Origin of the sequence: Pseudomonas sp. Ant30-3, assembly GCF_000690905.1 — a bacterium.
GTDB lineage: Bacteria > Pseudomonadota > Gammaproteobacteria > Pseudomonadales > Pseudomonadaceae > Aquipseudomonas.
Map to the genome: position 1 here is coordinate 1 of NZ_JMCL01000063.1, position 19,889 is coordinate 19,889.

16 protein-coding genes and 1 riboswitch are annotated in these 19,889 nt (G+C 59.7%); of the genes, 6 read left to right on the plus strand and 10 right to left on the minus strand.

What is annotated here, in order from left to right:
* Nucleotides 1-191: 191 nt before the first annotated feature.
* The 3 genes from zapE to DU29_RS0116475 all read right to left on the minus strand — a co-directional run bounded on the left by zapE (nt 192) and on the right by DU29_RS0116475 (nt 3,386).
* Nucleotides 192-1,286, minus strand: a complete 1,095-nt coding sequence (zapE, locus tag DU29_RS0116465) for a cell division protein ZapE (protein WP_028622656.1) — start codon at nt 1,284-1,286, stop codon at nt 192-194.
* 90 nt (nt 1,287-1,376) lie between these two features.
* On the minus strand, nt 1,377-2,732 hold the full coding sequence (locus tag DU29_RS0116470) for a tryptophan--tRNA ligase (protein WP_028622657.1): 1,356 nt from the start codon (nt 2,730-2,732) through the stop codon (nt 1,377-1,379).
* A gap of 24 nt (nt 2,733-2,756) precedes the next feature.
* A complete protein-coding gene (locus DU29_RS0116475) occupies nt 2,757-3,386 on the minus strand; it encodes an alpha/beta hydrolase (protein WP_028622658.1) in 630 nt (209 codons plus the stop codon).
* A gap of 144 nt (nt 3,387-3,530) precedes the next feature.
* On the opposite strand from DU29_RS0116475, the gene DU29_RS0116480 reads away from it, so the two are divergent.
* Nucleotides 3,531-3,965 (plus strand): YhcB family protein, encoded by a 435-nt coding sequence (locus tag DU29_RS0116480; protein WP_028622659.1) that lies wholly within the window; start codon nt 3,531-3,533, stop codon nt 3,963-3,965.
* 116 nt (nt 3,966-4,081) lie between these two features.
* Here DU29_RS0116480 and DU29_RS0116485 read toward each other — a convergent pair whose 3' ends face one another.
* The 6 genes from DU29_RS0116485 to DU29_RS0116510 form a co-directional block, all read right to left on the minus strand.
* On the minus strand, nt 4,082-4,810 hold the full coding sequence (locus tag DU29_RS0116485; RefSeq protein WP_028622660.1) for an OmpA family protein: 729 nt from the start codon (nt 4,808-4,810) through the stop codon (nt 4,082-4,084).
* A gap of 99 nt (nt 4,811-4,909) precedes the next feature.
* Complete coding sequence (locus DU29_RS0116490; RefSeq protein ID WP_028622661.1) at nt 4,910-5,551, minus strand: MBL fold metallo-hydrolase; 642 nt, start codon at nt 5,549-5,551, stop codon at nt 4,910-4,912.
* Between the two features lie 84 nt (nt 5,552-5,635).
* Nucleotides 5,636-8,374 carry a LuxR C-terminal-related transcriptional regulator gene (locus tag DU29_RS0116495; protein ID WP_028622662.1) on the minus strand — a complete coding sequence of 913 codons (2,739 nt, stop codon included), beginning with the start codon at nt 8,372-8,374 and terminating at the stop codon, nt 5,636-5,638.
* Nucleotides 8,375-8,903: 529 nt separating this feature from the next.
* Nucleotides 8,904-10,268 (minus strand): DUF1329 domain-containing protein, encoded by a 1,365-nt coding sequence (locus DU29_RS0116500; protein ID WP_028622663.1) that lies wholly within the window; start codon nt 10,266-10,268, stop codon nt 8,904-8,906.
* Between the two features lie 27 nt (nt 10,269-10,295).
* Nucleotides 10,296-12,182 carry a DUF1302 domain-containing protein gene (locus tag DU29_RS0116505; protein WP_028622664.1) on the minus strand — a complete coding sequence of 629 codons (1,887 nt, stop codon included), beginning with the start codon at nt 12,180-12,182 and terminating at the stop codon, nt 10,296-10,298.
* A gap of 336 nt (nt 12,183-12,518) precedes the next feature.
* Nucleotides 12,519-14,201, minus strand: coding sequence for a fatty acid--CoA ligase (locus tag DU29_RS0116510; RefSeq protein WP_028622665.1), 1,683 nt, complete (start codon nt 14,199-14,201; stop codon nt 12,519-12,521).
* Between the two features lie 231 nt (nt 14,202-14,432).
* Between DU29_RS0116510 and DU29_RS0116515 the strand changes: the two genes are divergently transcribed.
* Both DU29_RS0116515 and DU29_RS0116520 read left to right on the plus strand, forming a co-directional pair.
* Nucleotides 14,433-15,326 (plus strand): glycosyltransferase family 2 protein, encoded by an 894-nt coding sequence (locus DU29_RS0116515; RefSeq protein WP_028622666.1) that lies wholly within the window; start codon nt 14,433-14,435, stop codon nt 15,324-15,326.
* Nucleotides 15,327-15,357: 31 nt separating this feature from the next.
* Nucleotides 15,358-15,990, plus strand: coding sequence for a CatB-related O-acetyltransferase (locus tag DU29_RS0116520; protein WP_028622667.1), 633 nt, complete (start codon nt 15,358-15,360; stop codon nt 15,988-15,990).
* Between the two features lie 43 nt (nt 15,991-16,033).
* Here DU29_RS0116520 and DU29_RS0116525 read toward each other — a convergent pair whose 3' ends face one another.
* Nucleotides 16,034-16,663, minus strand: a complete 630-nt coding sequence (locus DU29_RS0116525) for a LysE family translocator (RefSeq protein WP_028622668.1) — start codon at nt 16,661-16,663, stop codon at nt 16,034-16,036.
* A gap of 251 nt (nt 16,664-16,914) precedes the next feature.
* On the opposite strand from DU29_RS0116525, the gene DU29_RS0116530 reads away from it, so the two are divergent.
* The 3 genes from DU29_RS0116530 (at nt 16,915) to DU29_RS0116540 (ending at nt 19,749) form a co-directional block, all read left to right on the plus strand.
* Nucleotides 16,915-17,880, plus strand: coding sequence for a 2-hydroxyacid dehydrogenase (locus tag DU29_RS0116530; protein WP_028622669.1), 966 nt, complete (start codon nt 16,915-16,917; stop codon nt 17,878-17,880).
* A gap of 32 nt (nt 17,881-17,912) precedes the next feature.
* Nucleotides 17,913-18,911 carry a class I SAM-dependent methyltransferase gene (locus DU29_RS0116535; protein WP_028622670.1) on the plus strand — a complete coding sequence of 333 codons (999 nt, stop codon included), beginning with the start codon at nt 17,913-17,915 and terminating at the stop codon, nt 18,909-18,911.
* A gap of 40 nt (nt 18,912-18,951) precedes the next feature.
* Nucleotides 18,952-19,076, plus strand: a riboswitch (yybP-ykoY riboswitch).
* An 88-nt stretch (nt 19,077-19,164) separates the two neighbouring features.
* Nucleotides 19,165-19,749 (plus strand): TMEM165/GDT1 family protein, encoded by a 585-nt coding sequence (locus tag DU29_RS0116540; RefSeq protein ID WP_028622671.1) that lies wholly within the window; start codon nt 19,165-19,167, stop codon nt 19,747-19,749.
* Nucleotides 19,750-19,889 lie beyond the last annotated feature (140 nt).

Below are 19,889 nucleotides of genomic sequence, written 5' to 3' on the forward strand. Positions count from 1 at the left end.
GAGGGAGCTCGCTCCCGCTCGACTGCGCAGCGGTCGTAGTCCGGCTAACCGGGGGTGTGACTGACATAGCGAGGTGAATGGTTGAGGGCCGCTTCTCAGCCCAGCGGGAGCGAGCTCCCTCGCCACAGGTTAGCGATGCCCTGCATCAAAAAGGCCTGCAAATGCAGGCCTTTTTTATTTTCCGAAATGTCCTACGGCTTATGCGCCCGGGACAGAAACTCGTGCGACTGCATTTCCAGCAGACGACTCAGCGTGCGCTGGAATTCGAAGTTCAGACGCCCGCCGGTATAAAGGTCTTTCAGTTCGACTTCAGCCGAAATGATCAGCTTGACGTTACGGTCGTAGAATTCGTCGACCATGTTGATGAAGCGCCGGGCGATGTCGTCGGTGGTGACGCTCATCTGCTCAACGCCGCTGAGCAATACCGCGTGGAAGATCTTGCCCAGTTCGATGTAATCGTTCTGGCTGCGCGGGCCGTCGCAGAGCTCGCGGAATTCGAACCAAGCCACGTCATCACAGGTGCGCAAGGCGCGGATGGCGCGGTTTTCGATCATCAGCACGTCGTTTTCGACTGCCGCCGTGCATTCCGGGGTCAGCGCGCGGAAGCTCTTGCGCAGGCTTTCGTGGGACGCTTCGTCGAGCGGAAAGTGAAACAACTCCGCTTGCTCAAGGTGACGCAGGCGGTAATCGACGCCGCTGTCGACGTTGACGATTTCGGTGTGCTGCTTGATCAGCGCGATGGCCGGCAGGAAGCGCGCGCGTTGCAGGCCGTCCTTGTACAGACCGTCAGGCACGATGTTCGAGGTGGCGACCAGGGTCACGCCGTTTTTGAACAACTCTTCCATCAAGGTGCCGAGGATCATGGCGTCGGTGATGTCGGAGACGAAGAATTCATCGAAACAGATCACTCGCGACTCGTCGGAGAAACGCTTGGCGATGATGGTCAGCGGGTTTTTTTCGCCGCCCAGGGTCTTCATTTCTTCGTGCACGCGCTTCATGAAACGATGAAAGTGCGTGCGGGTCTTTTCCTTGAACGGCAGCGCTTCAAAGAAGGTGTCGACCAGGTAAGTCTTGCCGCGACCCACGCCGCCCCAGAAATACAGGCCTCTGACCGGTACCTGGTCTTTTTTGCCGAACAGTTTGCCGAGCAGCCCCGGCTTGTGTTGCGAGGCCGCGACCAGATCGTCGTACAGGCGCTGCAAATGGCGCACGGCAGTTTCCTGCGCGGCGTCATGGAAGAAGTCCGGGCGTTTCAGATCTGCTTGATATCGTTCTAGGGGCGTCATAATTCGTTAGCAAGGCAACAAAAACGGGCCGTCACTGTAGCGACGGCCCGTAAGAATGGCAATCGGCCCTTGGTCGGACCGTGCCGCTGATTATTCCTGAACCGGCGTCAGAGCGATGCGCAACGTCTCGATGGCAGCGTCCCGAGCGGCGTTGTCGGCAAACGTCGGGCTGTCCGCCACGCATTCACTTTCCAGCCAGACACTAAAGCTGCGGTCTTCGCTGCGCACATCCAACGGTTGGCCCACTTGCAATTGCTTGGTCACTTGCCCGGCAGTCTTGCCGTCCGGGAAGTTGCGCGACAGCAGCAATTGCTCGCCATCGGCCGCCAGCAGACGAAAACGGAAACTGCTGTCTTCTTCACGGAAACTGACAAAACGCGGGCCTTTAACGGCTTTCTTTTTAGTTGTAGCAGCGACTTGGGTCTGCGCAACGAAAGAGCGCAGGCCGACCGCTTCACGCAGTTCGTTGAGGAACGGCGTCGCCACAGCCCGGGCCTTTTTCGCGCCGATCTGCAGCATGTCTTCCAGGTCCGCCGGGCGTTCGATCAACTGGTGATAACGTTCGCGGGGCTCGCCCAGCTCGCTGTCGAGCAGCTGGAACAGGCGGTTTTTCGCTTCACCCCAACCCAGGCCCTGCAACAGTTCGCTGCGGAACTCGTCGGACTGCGCCGGCGTGGCGAAGGCCTGGAACAAGGTGAACAGGTGCGAATTGTCCGGATCTTTCGCTTCGCCCGGCGCACGGGAGTCGGTGACGATCCGCGAGATCGCGTCTTTCATTTCCTTGGCGCTGCTGAACAACGGAATGGTGTTGTCGTAGCTTTTCGACATCTTGCGACCGTCGAGACCTGGCAGCGTGGCGACGCTTTCTTCGATCAGCGCCTCAGGCATGGTGAAAAATTCCTTGCCCTGGCCAAACAGGTGGTTGAAGCGCTGACCGATGTCACGGGCCATTTCCACGTGCTGGATCTGGTCGCGGCCGACCGGCACTTTGTGCGCATTGAACATCAGAATGTCCGCGGCCATCAGCACCGGATAGCTGTACAGGCCCATGGTAACGCCCGCGTCCGGGTCTTCGCCGTTTTCGACGTTCTTGTCGACCGAGGCTTTGTAGGCGTGGGCACGGTTGAGCAGGCCCTTGGCGGCAACGCAGGTGAGCAGCCAGGTCAACTCGGGAATTTCCGGGATGTCGGACTGGCGATAGAAGGTCACACGCTCGACATCGAGGCCACCGGCCAGCCAGGTCGCGGCGATTTCCAGACGCGAGCGCTGAATGCGCAGCGGATCATCGCATTTGATCAGGGCGTGGTAGTCGGCCAGGAAGTAAAACGAGTCGGCATTGCTGTCGCGACTGGCGAGGATTGCCGGGCGGATGGCGCCGGCGTAGTTGCCCAGGTGCGGCGTGCCGGTGGTGGTGATGCCGGTGAGGATGCGGGTACGAGTCGTCATGGGTAATCGCTTGTCAGACTGCAATCAATTCGAAAGGCGCGGCAGGATCAAATCTTTGAGATCGGTCAGCTTGCCATGAAAAAAGTGTCCGCATTCTGCCACTTTCAGCAGCTCATGGGGGCGTTCCAGCGTGTCGGACCATTCGTAAACGAGCGCCGGATCGATGACTTCGTCGGATTCCGGCTGGATCAATGTCAGCGCGCCGTGCTGCGGCAGTTGATCCTGATCGCTCAGACGCATGACCGCCGGGGCGACCATGAACAAATGCGCGAGTTGCTCGCCTTTGGCTTCAAGACGTCCGCCGAGACTTGCTGCAACAAAACCGCCGAAGGAAAAACCGAACAGGGTCAGCGGCAGTTCAGGATGTTTCGCCCGCAGCCATTCAGCGGCGGCCTGCGCGTCGTCGACTTCGCCGGTGCCCATGTCATGCGTGCCCTCACTGGCGCCGACGCCACGGTAATTGAAACGCAAGGTGATCAAGCCGGCATCGCGCGCGGTGCGTTGCAGGGTCGAGACGACTTTGTTGAGCATGGTGCCGCCCTGCACCGGGTTCGGATGGCAGATCAGCGCGATGCCGCGCGGCTGTTCATTATCCAGATACAGGGCTTCCAGTTGACCCACCGGGCCATCAATCACTACGGGGGTTTCGCGCATAAGCAAGGAAGGAACTCCGTGACCTCGAATCGGGTCGACTCGTCTAGCAAATTGTCTGTGCTGGTGAATTGCGAGTGAATCGCGGTATACAGCGCAGGTTCGAGCCGTTAACGTAAAGCAAAGCCGTTTATAGAGGAAGGACTCGTGGAACACTCGCTCTTAGTTTGGTTGTTGCCGACTCTTGCCCTGGTTGTGGGTGTCGCCATTGGATTCCTGATCGCTCGCCTGGCGCCGAATGCTGCGCCTAACCGCACGCAACGTCAGCTGGACGATATTCAGGAACGTTTCGACAGTTATCAAAACGAAGTGGTCACCCACTTCAATACCACTGCAACCCTGGTCAAGAAAATGACCGCAAGCTACCAGGAAGTGCAGGAACACCTCGCCGACGGCGCCAACCGTCTCGCGCTGGACGAGCAGACCCGTCAACGTTTGCTGGCCGCCCTGCATGCTGACGCAGCACAGGCTCCACGCGAGCGCCTGACGCCACCGCGCAGTCAGGAGCCGCCGCGCGATTACGCACCGAAATCCCCGAACGCGCCTGGCATGCTGGACGAGCATTACGGCCTGAAGAAGTAATCAGGTTTCGCGTGCCATGAAAAAGCCCCCGGATGAGTGATCGTCCGGGGGCTTTTTTGTATCTGCGGGATCAGGGGCGCTGACCGGGCCTCACCCCGCAGGGTTGTCTCAGGCTGTTACGGGTATTGCTGAACGTTGCCTTGCAGCTGACCACCGTACTGCTGGCCCGGAATCGCTTTCAGATTCACTTCGACCCGGCGGTTCTGTGCGCGACCGTTGACGTCGCCGTTGCTCGCAACCGGATTATCCGGACCCGCACCGCGGGCGCTCAGGTTGGCTCCGCTGACCCCTTGTGAAGTCAGGTAAGTCGCTACGCTCTGCGCGCGGCGTTGAGACAGATCCATGTTGTGCTGGCGGCTGCCGGTGCTGTCGGTGTAACCGACGATTTCGATCTGGTTCTGGCTGAATTCTTTCAACGAGCCGGCGAGGTTATTCAGTGGCTGGTAGAAGCTTGAAGCAATGTTTGCCGAGTCGGTGGCGAAGGTGATGTTACCCGGCATGATCAGCTTGATCTGATCGCCTTCACGTTGAACTTCGACACCGGTATTGGCCATGCTGGCGCGCAATTTTTTCTCTTGCTGGTCGGCGTAGTAACCATAACCGGCGGCAGAAGCACCGACCACAGCGGCACCGATCAACGCCCCTTTGCCACGGCTGTTGTGATCGATGGCAGCACCGGCCAAGGCACCGGCCAGCGCACCGAGGCCACCGTATTTGGCGGTCTTGCTCATGCCGGTGGAACCGTTATCAGCTTGGCCCTGATTGTCATAAGGGTTGGGCGATGCGCAGCCGGACAGCAAGGCCACAGCCGATGCGACAATAATCAAACGCTGCTTGGTGAACATTAAGTGCTCCTACTTTTGCATTCGGTGGTGCAACGGCTCAAGGCATCAGCCTTTGCGGATTTTGGATCATGTCCGACGACGAAAATTCCCTGGCCACCCTCAGGCGCGCACAAAAGGGTTGTCACGCATTTCATCCCCCAGTCGCGTATCCGCACCGTGGCCGGTCACCACGGTCGCGTCTTCGTCGAGGGTGTACAGCCGCTGTTTGATCGAACGCACGAGGGTAGCCTGATCGCCACCCCACAAATCCGTGCGCCCCACTCCGCGACGGAACAACGTATCGCCGGCAATCAGCAGTTTGGCATCGGCGAACCAGAAACTCATCGAGCCCGGCGTATGCCCCGGCGTGTGCAGCGCAACGCCGCAACCGCAGGCCAGCTCTTCATCATCGCTGAGCCAGCGATCCGGCGAAGGCACTGGCGTATAGGGCACGCCGAACATCTGGCATTGCATCTCCAGATTGTCCCAGAGGAATTGGTCTTCCTTGTGCAGATGCAGGGTCGCGCCGGTTTTCTCTTTCAACTGACCGGACGCCAGGAAGTGATCGAGGTGTGCGTGGGTGTGAATGATGCTGACGACCTTCAGGCCCAACGCGTCGAGCCGCGCCAGTATCAGTTCATGATTGCCACCCGGGTCGACCACGATCGCCTTTTTGCTGATCGGATCGCCGATGATCGTGCAGTTGCACTGCAACGGGCCGACGGGGAAGGTTTCGCGGATGAGGGTCGGTAACTGGGACATCGCTTCGCACTCAAAAAACAGGGATGGGCGATTTTCGCACATTTGTATCAGCGTACTGGCCGCCACCTGAAACACGCAAATGGCTCAGCCTAACACCCCCAACGTCTTGGCCCGCGCCACCGCTTGTGTGCGCCGTTCAACCCCAAGTTTGCTGTTGATATGACTGGCATGGGTTTTTACCGTGTGCAGCGAGATGAACAACTGATCGCTGATTTCCTGGTTCGAGCAGCCTTGCGCGATCAATTTCAGCACAGCCAATTCACGGGAGCTGAGTTGTTCGCGCGTGTGGTTGGGTTCGGCAGCGATATGGACTGCCGCCGCAGGCAGGCGCTCGAAGAGACTTTGCCACACTGGAGTTTTAGCGGCGTGCCGCAGTTGCTCGCGCAGCCAGTCCGGATGTTTTTTCAACAGATCGTCAAATGCCTGCAGAACGCCGCCGCTGGCAGCCTCCAGTGATTGCGCGAATGCCTGCCGTGCTTCCGGTTCGCGATCATGAGCGAGGAGCAGTTCGGTTTTCTGGGTCAGGGCCATGACGCTGAGCATCAGCCTGCCGCTTTGCAGACCGTGTTCGATCAACGCATTCAAGCGCCCTTCGGCGAGCATCGGCTGGTCCTGAATGACTTCGAGCAATGCTTGCTGCAGCTCGATGTGCAGCGGCAGTTGCGGGTGGAATTCCGGCGGCGCTGCCGGTTGCTCGCCATTGTAGGTCTGCCCCAGCCGGGCGAGCCAGGCTTGCGCGAGATCAGTGCGGCCCTGGGCCAGCCAGAGCTCGCATTTGACCAGAGTGATCATCGCCAGGTAGTAAATCGGCGGGACGTCCCAGATGTGCATCAGCCGTTCGGCTTCTGCGAGTTCGGCAAACGCCTTGGCAAATTCACCGCAATTGCCTTCGAGCCGGGCGATTACGCAATGACCGATCAGTACGCTGATGTCGCGACAGGCGCGAGCTTCCGCCAGACCGGCCTGCAAACGCGCGCGCGCTGCTTGCGGCTGCAGCCGCAGGGTTAGCAGAAAACCTTCGTATAACGTCAGGCGCGCGCGTACCGCGTAAAGCCTTTGCGGCGACAGCCCTTGCAGGCGCTGCAGCCCTTGGCGCACTTCATCCAGCGATCGCAAAATTTCACCGCGTGCCTGCAGCACCCGTGCGCGATCGTAATGGGCCAGCGCTTCAAACAACGGGTTACCGACACGCTGCGCCAGCTCTAGAGATTCGCGGTTCAAGCCCCGTGCTTGCCATAGATCGCCGTCGGCAATCGCCAGGTTCGACAAGGTCGACAGGCACATCAGGCGCTGGCCATACCGTTTGGAGGGCAGGCTTTCCAGCGCTTCGCCGCAATACAGCAGCGTCAGCTCACGGTTGCCGCGACCGCGAGCGATGATTCCGCTCAGGGCCAGCCACTGCGCCAGCATGGATTTCTGCGCCGTGGCCGACGGCGCCGGCAGGAATCGACTCAAGTGACTGGCCAGTTCCTCGGCGGCGTCCAGCTGACAGGCCAGCCCCAGCGCCCAGCTGTAGAGCACGATCAAGCGCGGGGTGCTTATCAGGAGGCTGTCTGGCAAGTCCATTTTCCAGCGCAGCAACATGCCGACATTCTGTTCGGCGAGCAGTTGTTCTTCCGAAAGGTTCTGCACCAGATTGGCGGCGACGTCGAGGTGACCGGCGCGTAATGCCTGCTCCACCGCATCATCGAGCAGCCCTTGCGCGTTAAACCAGCGACAGGCGCGCAGATGCAGGCTGGCCGGCGGGACGATTGATTGAGTCGCGGGACGCGTGCGCAGCAGATCGGAAAACAGATGGTGGTAGCGGTACCAATGGCCCTGTTCGTCGAGCGGCACCAGAAACACCTGGTGGGCGAGCAGATAACGCAGGATCTCGGCGCTGTCATGCGCTTCGCGGACGGCGTCGCACAGCTCGCTGCAGAAACGCTCCTGAGGCGCCGTGTCGTAAAGGAACGACTGGACTTCGGCGGGTAGGCAATCGATCACCTCCTCAAGCAGGTAATCGCGGATCAGCCCCTCGCCACCGTGCAACGATTGCGGCAGCGCACCTTCGGTACCTGCTTCGGAAGCGGCCAGCAACCAGAACCGCAGGCCGGCCACCCAGCCTTCGCTGCGTTGAATCAGGTTTTCCAGCGCTTCGCCGCGCAAGGAAGTGCTGTGGCGATCAAGCAGGGTCACGGCTTCATCATGGGTCAGGCGAAGGTCCTGCTCGTGCAGTTCAAGCAGTTGCCGCGATAGCCGCAGGCGCGCCAGATGCCAGTCCGGACGCTGACGACTGGTGACCATCACCAGCAAACCATCGGGCAAGTGATTGAGAAAAAACTGCAGGCAACGATCGAGCACCGGCCCTTGGGCAAGATGGTAATCATCCAGTACCAGAAGCAAGGGGGCGGTGGGTATCAAATGCTCCGCCAACTCATCGAGCAGCCCGTCGAGCCATTCTTCGAAAGCGAACGGCTGGTGCCGCTGACGCATTTTCAGCAGGCCCAGGGATTGCCGGCCCAATGAGGGGTAAAAATCCTGAAGGCCTTCGAGCAGCCGTTCGAGGAACCGGCCCGGATCGTTATCTCGTGGGCTCAAACCGAGCCAGAGGCTTTGCCAATGCACTGGAAGGCTCTGGCAGAACTCCACCGCCAACGAGCTCTTGCCGAATCCGGCCGGGGCGCTGACCAGCAACAGTCTGCCAGCGAGCCCCGCACTCAAGCGCTCGCACAGACGCGGCCGCAGCACGTGGCCATCAGGCAGCGGGGGCCGAAAGAAGCGACCGTCGACTGTGGCGACGGCAGCGCTTGCGTGGCCCGGGAGTGGGGACAGATCAGTCATGGCCGGCTCTTGTTTGAATTGCTGTTGGCGGCGTTGCAGATGTCCGCAGACTAGCGGTAAACGCGGAGGTAATGAAGGTTAATGCTACAAATGGCTACAAAAAGGCTGGGGTGGTGGAGCGTTGGGGTTGGGGTTGGGTACATATCCGTTGGTGGGGTAACGGCGGCTACTGGTTTCGCCCTCGCGGCTAACCCGGCATCCATGCCGGGTTGCCCACTGCGCAGAACCTGCGCTCAGCCTCCCGAGGTGGCGCTCACCGCCACAGCCGCCGAGGCGGCCTGATAGCCGACCTGGCTCGCAGGCGTTGCGCCACATCTGCGCAGCAACACAAAACCGTGTAGCAGCTGGCGCAGCCTGCGTCCGGCCCAACCCAAAGGCATCGGGTGTCCGTTATGCCGCTTTCGCGAGCAAGCTCTACTCCCAAAGATCATTCACACATCCGGGCACTGAGACTGCTTTATAAACCGCAAAAAAAAACGCCCCGAACCAGTCGGGGCGTTTTGCGCAGGTAAGCTTCTATCCACGCCGTTTAGCGAACACCTTCCTGGCGCAGTGCCGCCGGGGTGAAGTCGCCGGTAGTTGCGGTGAAGCCGAAGTCATAGGCTGATTTCTCTTCGTTCTTCATCCCCAACGCCAGGTAACGGCCCGACTGCAAGTCGTACAAGGTCTCCAGGGTGTACCAAGGCACTTGAACGTTGTAGTAGTTCTGCGAGTGAGCTTCCGCCACACGCCACAGCTGATTACGACCGTCGTAGTGATCGATCACTGCGGCTTGCCAGGTGTCCTCGTCGATGTAGAAGTCACGTTTGGCGTAGATGTGACGCTGGCCTTCCTTCAAGGTAGCGACCACGTGCCAGACCCGGCGCAATTCGTAACGAGTCAGATCCTGGTTGATGTGACCGGCCTTGATGATGTCTGCGTACTTGAGCTGCGGCGAATCGAGCTTGTAACTGTCGGAGGCGATGTACATTTCTTTCTTGCCTTCGAGCTTCCAGTCGTAGCGATCCGGCGCCCCGTTGTACATGTCCAGGTTGTCGGAGGTGCGCAAGCCATCGGCAGCGGTACCCGGCCCGTCATAGGACACTTGCGGTGCACGGCGCACGCGACGCTGACCGGCGTTGTAGACCCACGCCGAGCGCGGTTCCTTGACCTGATCAAGCGTTTCGTGAACCAGCAGCACGCCACCTGCCAGACGAGCCGGCGCGGTCACTTTCTGCTTGAAGTAAAACAGAATGTTGCCCGGGTTTGCTGGATCGTAATCCTTCATCTTGTCGCGGAACACGAACTGGTCCTGGAAGTACACCAGGCTGAACGAGCCGTTCGGCTGTGGCGTCGCCTGAGTTACCAGGCGGGTCACGCTGCCGCCGCGATAGCGAGTGATGTGGTTCCAGATCACTTCCGTACCGGTCTTCGGGATCGGGAACGGCACGGCGGTTTCGAAGTTTTCCAGACCGTTGCCGCCCGATACCAGGTTGGTGCTGGTCGCGTTTTTCTTGATGGAGGCGAACACGGCATCCGGCACGGTAGCGCCACGATGCGACGGGAAGACCGGCATCTTGAAAGTTTCCGGGTAGCGCTTGAACATCGCGTACTGACCCGGGGCGAGCTTGTCCTTGTACTGGTCAACGTTTTGCGCGGTGATGGTGAACAGTGGTTTTTCGCTGGCGTACGGGTCAGACAGGAAACCCTTGCCGTCAACGGAACCGGCGTTTTTTGGCAGCGGTTTCCAGGCCGGGATCGAACCGTCGGCATTGCCGGCCATTTCGGCGCCCATCGGGGTCAGGCTCTTGCCCAGTTTGTCCGCCTCGGCGGCCGGGACCGCAGCCATCACGCTGGTAGCCAGCAGCGAAAGCCCCAGAACACCGGCTTGGAACAGACTCTTTGTTGTTTTCATAGGTGTGTTCGTCCTGATCATCAATGCTTAGAAGTTCACGCCAAAGCTGAGCGCTACGAAATCGCGATCATCAACGGTGGTGTACTTGCCGTCGAAGAAGTTGGTGTACGCCAGGCTCGCAGTGTAGGTGTTCTGGTATTCGGCATCGACGCCCAGGCTGACAGCCTTGCGACCTTCTTCGAAGTTGCCGCCAGGGCCAGGCGAATAACCGCTCACGTCATGAGACCAGGCCACGTTCGGCCGCAGGTTCACACCCGCGAACACGTCGTTGTAATCCCAGATGGCACGACCGCGGTAACCCCACGATGTCGACGTGGTAAAGCCTTCATTGTCGCAGTTGCGGGTGCGATTGTTGGTCGCAGCGCCAGGACCGGCACCGGCGATAGTGCTGGAGTTGAGCGCAAGGCAGGTGTCGGCACCGCCAGTGGCAGGCAATTCACCTGGGCCGTACACCGGATCGCGTCCGTAACGGACGTCGGAAGTGCTTTCCAGACCGCCGACGTGCGTCACGCCCACTTCACCCACCAGGGTCATACGGCTGGCGCCCATGACCTGATCGAAGAAGTGCGTCAGGGTGGTCTGGAACTGGGTCACTTCTTTGCGGCGATAACCGTGCAGGTCCTGACCAGGCACACCATTGAGCAGCGAAGCGTTGGTCAATGCGCCGCCCAGGGGGCGTACACCGGCGAACAGGATATCGGTGGAGTTGAGCTGCACCGGTGCGTTCGGACGGTAGCTGACTTCACCGCTCCACGCCGTACCGGTAGGCAAGGTAGTAGAGAAGCTCAAACCGTACAGGCGGATGTCCTCCGGATACTCGACGAAGTAATTCGAGTTACCCGCGACAACCAACGGCGCCAGTGCTCGTAATGCCGGTGGCAATGCTGCCGCACGGGCGTAAACCGAGGCCGGAGCACCGGTGGCGCTGAAGATCGGCGCGCGGCTGTGATAGTTCATGAAATATGCGCCGAACTCGGTGTCCAGCGGCTCGAACATGTATTTGAGCGACGCGCCCCACTGACCGCTGTCGCGCGCATCGCGATCCGGGCCACGGCGCACCAGCACACCTTCGCTGTCAACGTCGACGTCCAGTGCAGTCAGCGTCGGCAGTGCTGCGCCCGGAATGGTCGAACGCCTGTTCAGCACGCGCAGGTTATTGTCGCAACCGTCGGCAATGATGTCCGGCTGAGAGAAGAAGGTGCCGCAGTTATCAACGACGGTCTGGTCCCATTCGAGCTGATAGAACGCTTCTGCCGAAAGGGTATCGGTGAGGCTCTGCGAGACGTAGAACATGTTGACCGGGATCAGGCCTTCCTTGACCTCGGCGCCCGGACGGCGGAACGCGGAAACGTCGATCGGGTTGATCGAGTTGATACCGCTGCCGATGAAGGTGCTTTCACCCCAGCTCACGACCTGTTTGCCCAGACGCACGGAGCCCGGCTGATCGGCAACGGAGTAGTTGTGGTAAACGAAGGCGTCGAGCAGCTGAACGCCGGACGACTTGGCGCCTTCCTTGCGGTTGCTGTCGCTGATGTCCTTGAATGGGCGGCTTTCGTCCTTGAGTTCGAAGTCATACCAGTACTTGCCACGCACAAAGACGCCGGTGTCGCCGTACTTCAGTTCCAGGTCATGCAGGCCCTTGAAGATCTTCGAGAAGGTTTCACCGCTCTTGAAGTTCATGTGGCCGTCATCGGAAGTCTGCGACAGCCCGCGCCCACCGTTGTTAACGCCGATTAGATTCTTGTTGGGACTCTGGGTAGACCAGCTCGCCCCGACCGACAGGGATGAATCGAACTGACCTTCGATTTCACCGACGTTGAAACTGACGCCGAATGCAGGCCCGGCGAGCGTAGAGGCGAGACTGACAGCCAGGGGCAGCTTCGCCCGGCGCCAGAACTGGTTTACTGATGTCATCGACGCTACTCCATGTGCATTATTGTTATGGCAGTGAGTACTTTTAAAAACGCTGAGGCTGACCGGGCGCCATGGCGTCCCCAAGTCACTCCAAAGTTGCATCGCCCCGTTTTGTGCGTGTGCCACGTTCTTAAAAATCCTTGAGCGGACTATAGCCAGCAGGTTGTATTGCTTGATCCCTCTAAAGTGTGATTTGCAGCTGCCGGCCACTCTGGAACAGTCCTTTCGCCAGGCCGACACGTGTCGGCAGGGCAAGGATGGCTCAAATTACGGATTTGACAAGCCGAGCGCTTGCTTGGTGGGCCTGGCGTGCCATTTCAGGCACGCCGCAAAGGCTTAAAGGGTCGAGAGAAAGGTGCTGTTGTTGGCTTGCCATTCGGTGATGTCGATGCGAATGCGCTTCTTGTCGAGCTTGCCGACACTGGTCTTGGGAATTTCCGTAACAAGGGCAATCTGGCTCGGGATCGCCCACTTGCTCAGGTGCCCCAGTTCGACAAACGGCTTGAGGTGTTCCTTGAGTTCCTTGGCCCCGACTTCATGGCCCTCGCGGATCACCAGCAGGGCAAACGGTCGCTCGCCCCACTGCGGATCGGCGATACCCACCACTGCTACTTCGCGTACCGCCGGGTGCCGGCTGATCAGGTCTTCGAGGTCCAGCGAGGAGATCCATTCGCCACCGGTTTTGATCACGTCCTTGATACGGTCGCGAATGTCGATCACGCCCATGGTGTCCAGAGTCGCCACATCCCCGGTGTGCAGCCAGCCCCCGGCCCAGAGTTCTGCGCCCTTTTTCGGCTCATTGAAATATCCCTCGGTGAGCCACGGTGCTCGCAGTACCAGCTCGCCCTGCGTCTCGCCATCGGCCGGCAGGAAATTGCCGTTTGCGTCGACAATCGCCGCCTCGACCAACGGCCCGGGCACGCCGGCCTTGATTCGATAGGTTGTGCGTTCGTCTTCGGTGCCCGCCATGAGCTCATCGTTCAGGTGCGCGCAAGACACCAGCGGCCCGGTTTCCGACATACCGTACGCAGCGGTCAACTGAATGCCCTTGGCCTTGGCCGCGTCATACAAGGCGCGATTCAGCGCGCTGCCGCCGATAACAATTTTCCAGCCACCGAAATCGGCGCTCTGCGCAGCCTTCGCGTTGAGGACCATCTGCAGAATGGTGGGTACACAGTGCGAAAAAGTGACCTTTTCCTTGCGCCACAACTCCACGAGATATTCCGGATCGTAACGTCCGGGATAAACCTGCTTGAGCCCGAGCATGGTCGCTACATACGGCAGGCCCCACGCGTGCACGTGGAACATCGGCGTGATCGGCATGTAGACGTCGTTGGTTCCGAGCAGCCGAACGCTGTCGACCGAGCCCATGATGGTCGACACGCCCATGGTGTGCAGAACCAGCTGCCGATGGGTGAAGTAGACGCCCTTGGGGTTGCCGGTGGTGCCGGTGGTATAGAACGTGGTCGCAACGGAGTTTTCGTCGAAATCCTGAAAGTCGTACTGCGAACTCGCGGCGGCCAGCAACTGTTCGTACTCGCCGACGAGGTTCGGCAGGTCGGCGGTTTTGTCCGGCAGATCAGTTAGCAGCAGGGTTTTGTCGACCGTGGTCAGATGCCCGGCAATCGCGTTGTACAAGCCCACGAACTCGCTGTTGACCAGCACGAAGCGGTCCTCAGCGTGGTTCATGGTGTAGAGAATCTGCTCCGGCGAGAGGCGCACGTTGATGGTGTGGATCACGGCGCCGATCATCGGGATGGCGAACATGCATTCCAGATAACGATGGCTGTCCCAGTCCATCACCGCCACGGTGTCTCCAGCCTTTACGCCGGCAGCCGTAAGCACATTGGCCAGCCGTGCCACCCTCTCGATCAGGGTCGGATAGCTATAACGCAACTGGTCGCGATAGACGATCTCGCGGGTTTTCTCGTAACGCGCGCCGGACATCAGCAGGCGCTTTATCAGCAGCGGATACTGGTAAGCGCCTTCGGCTGGGGGGATAACGCGAGTCTGCAACATAAGAATCCCTATTCTGACTGCACGGTCGTGGCTGAAAGCAAGCACTCTAGTGCCCTTGATCTGCGACCAAATCAGCCGAAGGAATGATTTCACCGCAGGTTCAAATACTAGCTTTGCGCCACTATTTAGGGCGTTCGACGGCAGGCTTATTGCCCATAGCGGGCAACTTGCAATGGAAGCGAACACAGGTTTCGTGCGAGCCTATGCATCTTTATCGACACAATGACAACGATGAATACAGAAGTAACCGCCCCTCTGGATCGCTCCAGCAAACAAGTACCCCTGGTTTCCATCGTGGCGCCTTGTTACAACGCGGAAAAATACCTGGAAGAAGCGATCGACAGCATCTTCGCTCAGAATTACCCGAATTTTGAGGTTATCATCGTCGATGATGGCTCCAGTGATAACAGCGTCGCGATGCTCAGACAGCTGCAGCAAACCCATGATTTCCAGCTGTACTCGCAAGCCAATCAAGGCGTAAGTGCAGCACTCAACCACGGCTTGCGTTACGCCAAAGGCGACTACGTTTCGACGCCGGACCTGGACGACATCATGCTGCCCGATTCGCTGCACCTCAGGGTAAATTACCTGGAACAGCAGCCGAAGGTCGGCTGTGTAGGTGCACTGATCATCTACATGGACTGCGATGGCAACGCCATCAAGCAGCAGCAGCGCGATGAGATCCGCACCTATGATTTCGATCAGATTCTCAGCGGCGCCGTGGTGATTGGCGCACCGGTGGCGTTGTACCGCATGAGTGCAATGCGCAGTGCCGGCTTCTATGCACCAACCTTGCGGGTCCAGGACTTTCAAATGACCCTGCGCATCGCCCGGCAGGGGTACGAAGTGCATGAGTTGCCAGTGTGCGTGACGCGCTATCGCCGGCATGCCAACAATCTGTCCAGGAATTACAAGGTGTTGCTACAGGCGGACCTTGCGGCCATCGCACCCTACGTCGATCATCCCGGGTACCAGAGCGCACGCACCCAACTGCTGAACAAGGCTCTCAAGTACGCGGTAGTCGAAGACAAGAAAGAGGCCTGGAAGCTGTTGCGCTCCATTCCCTGGCGCCAATTGAACCGAACCAGTTTCCGTCGTATGAAACGCCTGATGCTGCATCGCTGAACGTGCCCTTCCCGTTTCTCCAGGCCCTGCCATGAAATTTCTCGAAAAACTCAAAGAACGAAAAGTCCGAAAGCATCTCAAGCGCCTGGAAAAACTGCAGCGTGCTCCGGAAAAAATCCGCCTGCGTTACCCTCGTTATGAGATCGGCGTGGGGACCTATGGCATTCCCGAGGTCATGGAGTTCGGCGACGATACGATCCTCAAGGTCGGCTCCTACACCTCGATTGCCGACGGCGTTCGAATTCTGCTCGGTGGCGGGCATCGCACCGACTGGGTCAGCACCTACCCGTTCCCGTTGATGATTGACGAGGCCCGTGACATACCCGGCTGCAGCCCGACCAAGGGCGATGTGGTGATCGGCAGCGATTGCTGGATCTGCGCCGACGTGATGATCCTGTCCGGTGTCACCATCGGCCACGGCGCGGTAGTCGCCGCCGGGGCCGTAGTGACCCGCGATGTCGAACCCTATTCAATTGTCGGCGGCAACCCCAGCCGCCATATTCGCTGGCGCTTCGAAGAAGACGTGCGCCAGGAACTGTTGGCGTCCGCCTGGTGGAACTGGCCCATGGAAGAGGTCAAGACAGCGTCGCGCATTCTGTGCAGCAGTGACATGGACGGGTTTCTGGAGTACGTCCGCCAGCGCCAGGCGAATCAGCCCGGGTAATGGATTGGCCGCGACACCGGCATCGCGGTCGTATTCCGTCGCCTCAATGCATTTCGGTAAATGCGATTTTCACACCCAGTGCAATCAGTACGGCGCCCATTGTCCGGTCGAACCAGTGGCCCATGCGCGCGAAACCGGCGCGCACGCGTTGCTGGCTGAACAGCATCGCCACAAGGCAGAACCACACCGCAGTGGCGACCGCCAGATAAACTCCGTAACCGGCTTGTACCGATAGTGGCGTGTGCGGGTTGATGACCACGGTGAACAGCGACAGGAAAAACAAGGTCGCTTTAGGGTTCAGGCCGTTTGTTACAAAACCGGACGTGAACGCACCGCGAGCTGTGCGCTCACCGGCTTCCTTGTGCAGATCTTCAGACAGCGGTTGGGCCGGTTTCGCCCGCAGCGCCTTGAAGCCGATGTACAACAAGTAAGCGGCAGCGGCCCATTTCAAGGCATTGAACAGCACGATCGATTGCGAAACGATCAGGCCGATGCCAAGCAGTGAATAGCCGACATGCAGGAAAATCGCCGTGCCGACACCCACCGCCGTCCATGTGCCGGCGCGCCGACCATGGGTCACGCTTTCGCGCACCACCACAGCAAAGTCCGGACCCGGGCTGGCTACGGCCAGAAGGTGGATAAGCGCGACAGTAAGGAATTCTGTCCAGTACATGGGTGGCTCCTCGGGGCAGCTTGGTCTGGTAAATAATTCTGAAACGAAATCAATTTCTGTGGCGAGGGGGCTTGCCCCCGTCCGGCTGCGCAGCAGTCGCCAACCTGTCCACTCGATACACCCGCCAAACCTGGTTGCCCGGTAAAGGGGCCGCCGCGCGACCCAACGGGGGCGAGCACCCTCACCACATTGTTTCATCTGATAGGCTCAGCAGATTACGCCTTCAGTTCATCGCACAAAAGGTACAGTTGATGACGAACACTCGCCGCGCCGTTTTCCTCGACCACCCTTCGCTGGACCTCGGCGATCTGGACCTCGGTCCATTGCGCGCCTGCTTCGATGATCTGCAGCTGTTCGCGCAGACCGCGCCGGAGCAAGTCACCGAACGCCTCAAGGGCGCCACTGTGGCTATCACCAACAAAATCGTGATCGATGCCGCCGCCATCGCCGCCAGCCCCGATCTGAAGCTGATTCTGATCAGCGCAACCGGCACCAACAACGTTGATCTGGCCGCCGCTCGTGCGCACGGCATTACAGTTTGCAACTGTCAGGGTTACGGCACGCCATCGGTGGCGCAGCACACGATCATGTTGCTGCTGAATCTGGCGACGCGTCTGGGCGACTATCAAAAAGCCGTCGGCGAGGGTCGCTGGCAGCTGGCGAAACAATTTTGTCTGCTGGACTACCCGATCGTTGAACTGCAAGGCAAAACCCTCGGCCTGCTCGGTCACGGAGAGCTCGGCGGTGCAGTGGCGCGACTGGCCGAAGCCTTCGGCATGCGCGTGCTGCTGGGGCAAATTCCCGGCCGCCCTGTCCGCCCGGATCGCTTGTCACTGGACGAGCTGCTGCCCCAGATCGATGCACTGACCCTGCATTGCCCGCTCAACGACCACACCCGTCACTTCATCGGCGCCCGTGAACTGGCATCGATGAAACCCGGCGCGTTCGTGGTCAACACTGCGCGCGGCGGCCTGATCGACGAACAGGCGCTGGCCGATGCATTGCGCAACGGGCACCTCGGCGGCGCAGCGACGGACGTGCTCAGCGTCGAACCGCCCACCGCCGGCAATCCGTTGCTGGCCGCCGACATCCCTCGCTTGATCGTCACCCCGCACAACGCCTGGGGCAGTCGTGAAGCGCGGCAGCGAATCGTTGGCCAGTTGACCGAAAATGCTCAGGGCTTTTTCAGCGGTACAGCGCTGCGGGTCGTCAGTTGATAGACTGCGGCACTTTTTTCAGGGAGCAAAGTATGGATCCGCGCAGTGAAGTACTGCTTCGTCAGGCCGGTTTATTCCAGGGTTCGGTGTTACTCGCCGGTTTGCCCGCCGACGATTTGCTCGGGCGCCTGCCCGACGCGCATGGCTGGTGCTGGCATGCCGGCGATCAAGCGGCGCTGGACGCCCGATTCGTCGAGCGCAGCCATTTCGGCGTGACCGCACCCGAGCGCGAGTTCGACAGCGCCGTGGTCTTTCTGCCTAAATCCAAGGACCTCACCGACTACATCCTTAACGCCCTTGCCTCGCGGCTGGCCGGTCGTGAGCTGTTCCTGGTCGGCGAAAAGCGCAGCGGCATCGAAGGCGCAGCCAAGCAACTGAGTCAGTTCGGCAAGCCGCGCAAGCTCGACAGCGCGCGCCATTGCCAGCTTTGGCAAGTGACCGTGGCCGATGCACCGCAGGCGAAATCCCTGGAAAGCCTGGCCCAGACCTACGAGTTGCCGCTGGCGGAAGGCCCGCTGACCGTCATCAGTCTGCCAGGCGTGTTCAGCCATGGTCGCCTCGACCGTGGCAGCGCGCTGTTGCTTGAACATCTGGACAAATTACCCAGTGGCCATCTACTGGACTTCGGTTGTGGCGCAGGGGTTTTGGGCGCAGCGGTTAAACGGCGCTACCCGCATAACCAGGTGACGTTGCTCGACGTGGATGCTTTCGCCGCCGCCAGCAGCCGCCTGACACTGGCCGCCAATGGCTTGGAAGCAGACGTGATTACCGGTGACGGAATCGACGCTGCGCCGATGGGTTTAAGTGCGATTTTGAGCAACCCGCCGTTCCATGTCGGCGTGCATACCGATTATTTCGCTACCGAGAACTTGCTGCGAAAAGCAGCTAAACATCTGAAAAACGGCGGCGAACTTCGCTTGGTTGCGAACAGTTTCCTAAAGTATCAACCGCTGATTGAAGAGCACTTGGGCATCTGCGCAATCAAGGCCGAAGGTCAGGGATTTCGGATCTACCGTGCCAAACGCGGCTGAAAAATAAGTGCTTGCCTAACAGGATTCGCCTAGGCAGAATCCGCTCCGTCCTAGGGGAGTAGTCTCCCACGAGCGCCATGCTCGTCCGGCATACGTCAACATACTTGGTCAACAGACCATGGCGTATGCGACCCCAGCGTCCGCATCAGACGGTTCGCAGGGTTTGACAAGACCTATGACACGAACACCTTACCCGGGGCGGGGAGGTCGTACGTGTCATAGCCGTGTCGACCCGCCCCTTAGGAAAACCCTGATGCTGGATTCTCTACTCGTTCCCACCGCTGTCGTTGCCTTGGCCGAAATCGGCGACAAGACGCAACTGCTCGCGCTCATTCTCGCTGCCCGCTTTCGCAAGCCTTGGCCTATCATCGCCGGCATCGTCGCCGCGACCCTGGCCAACCATGCGGCTGCCGGTGCAGTAGGCGCCTGGGTCGGTGGGTTTTTCTCGAGCGTGATGCTGCACTGGATTCTGGCGATCAGCTTCGCCGCGACCGCGCTATGGACCCTGGTGCCAGACAAGATGGATGACGACGAAGCCAGCACCGCGCGCAAGTTCGGGCCGTTTCTGACCACGCTCATTGCGTTCTTTTTTGCTGAAATTGGCGACAAGACACAGATCGCGACAGTGATGCTCGCCGCGCAATATCCGGATCTCTGGCTGGTGATTATCGGCACGACGGTCGGCATGTTGATTGCCAACGTGCCGGTGGTACTGGCGGGTAATTTTGCGGCAGAAAAATTGCCATTGACGCTGATCCGTCGACTGGCCGCCTCGGCATTCCTGATTCTGGCGATCGTCGCGGTGTACAAAGCAATGCAGAGCAGTGGTTGGGTTTGAAGCGCTAGGCCGGTAAGCCGCGTCATCGTTATTCGCGAGCAGGCTCGCTCTCACAGTTTCTCGACCGGTCTCAAGATGGGTACGGCACAAAAACTGTGGGAGCGAGCCGGCTCGCGAAAGCGTCAGCAGCCTCGCCCTAT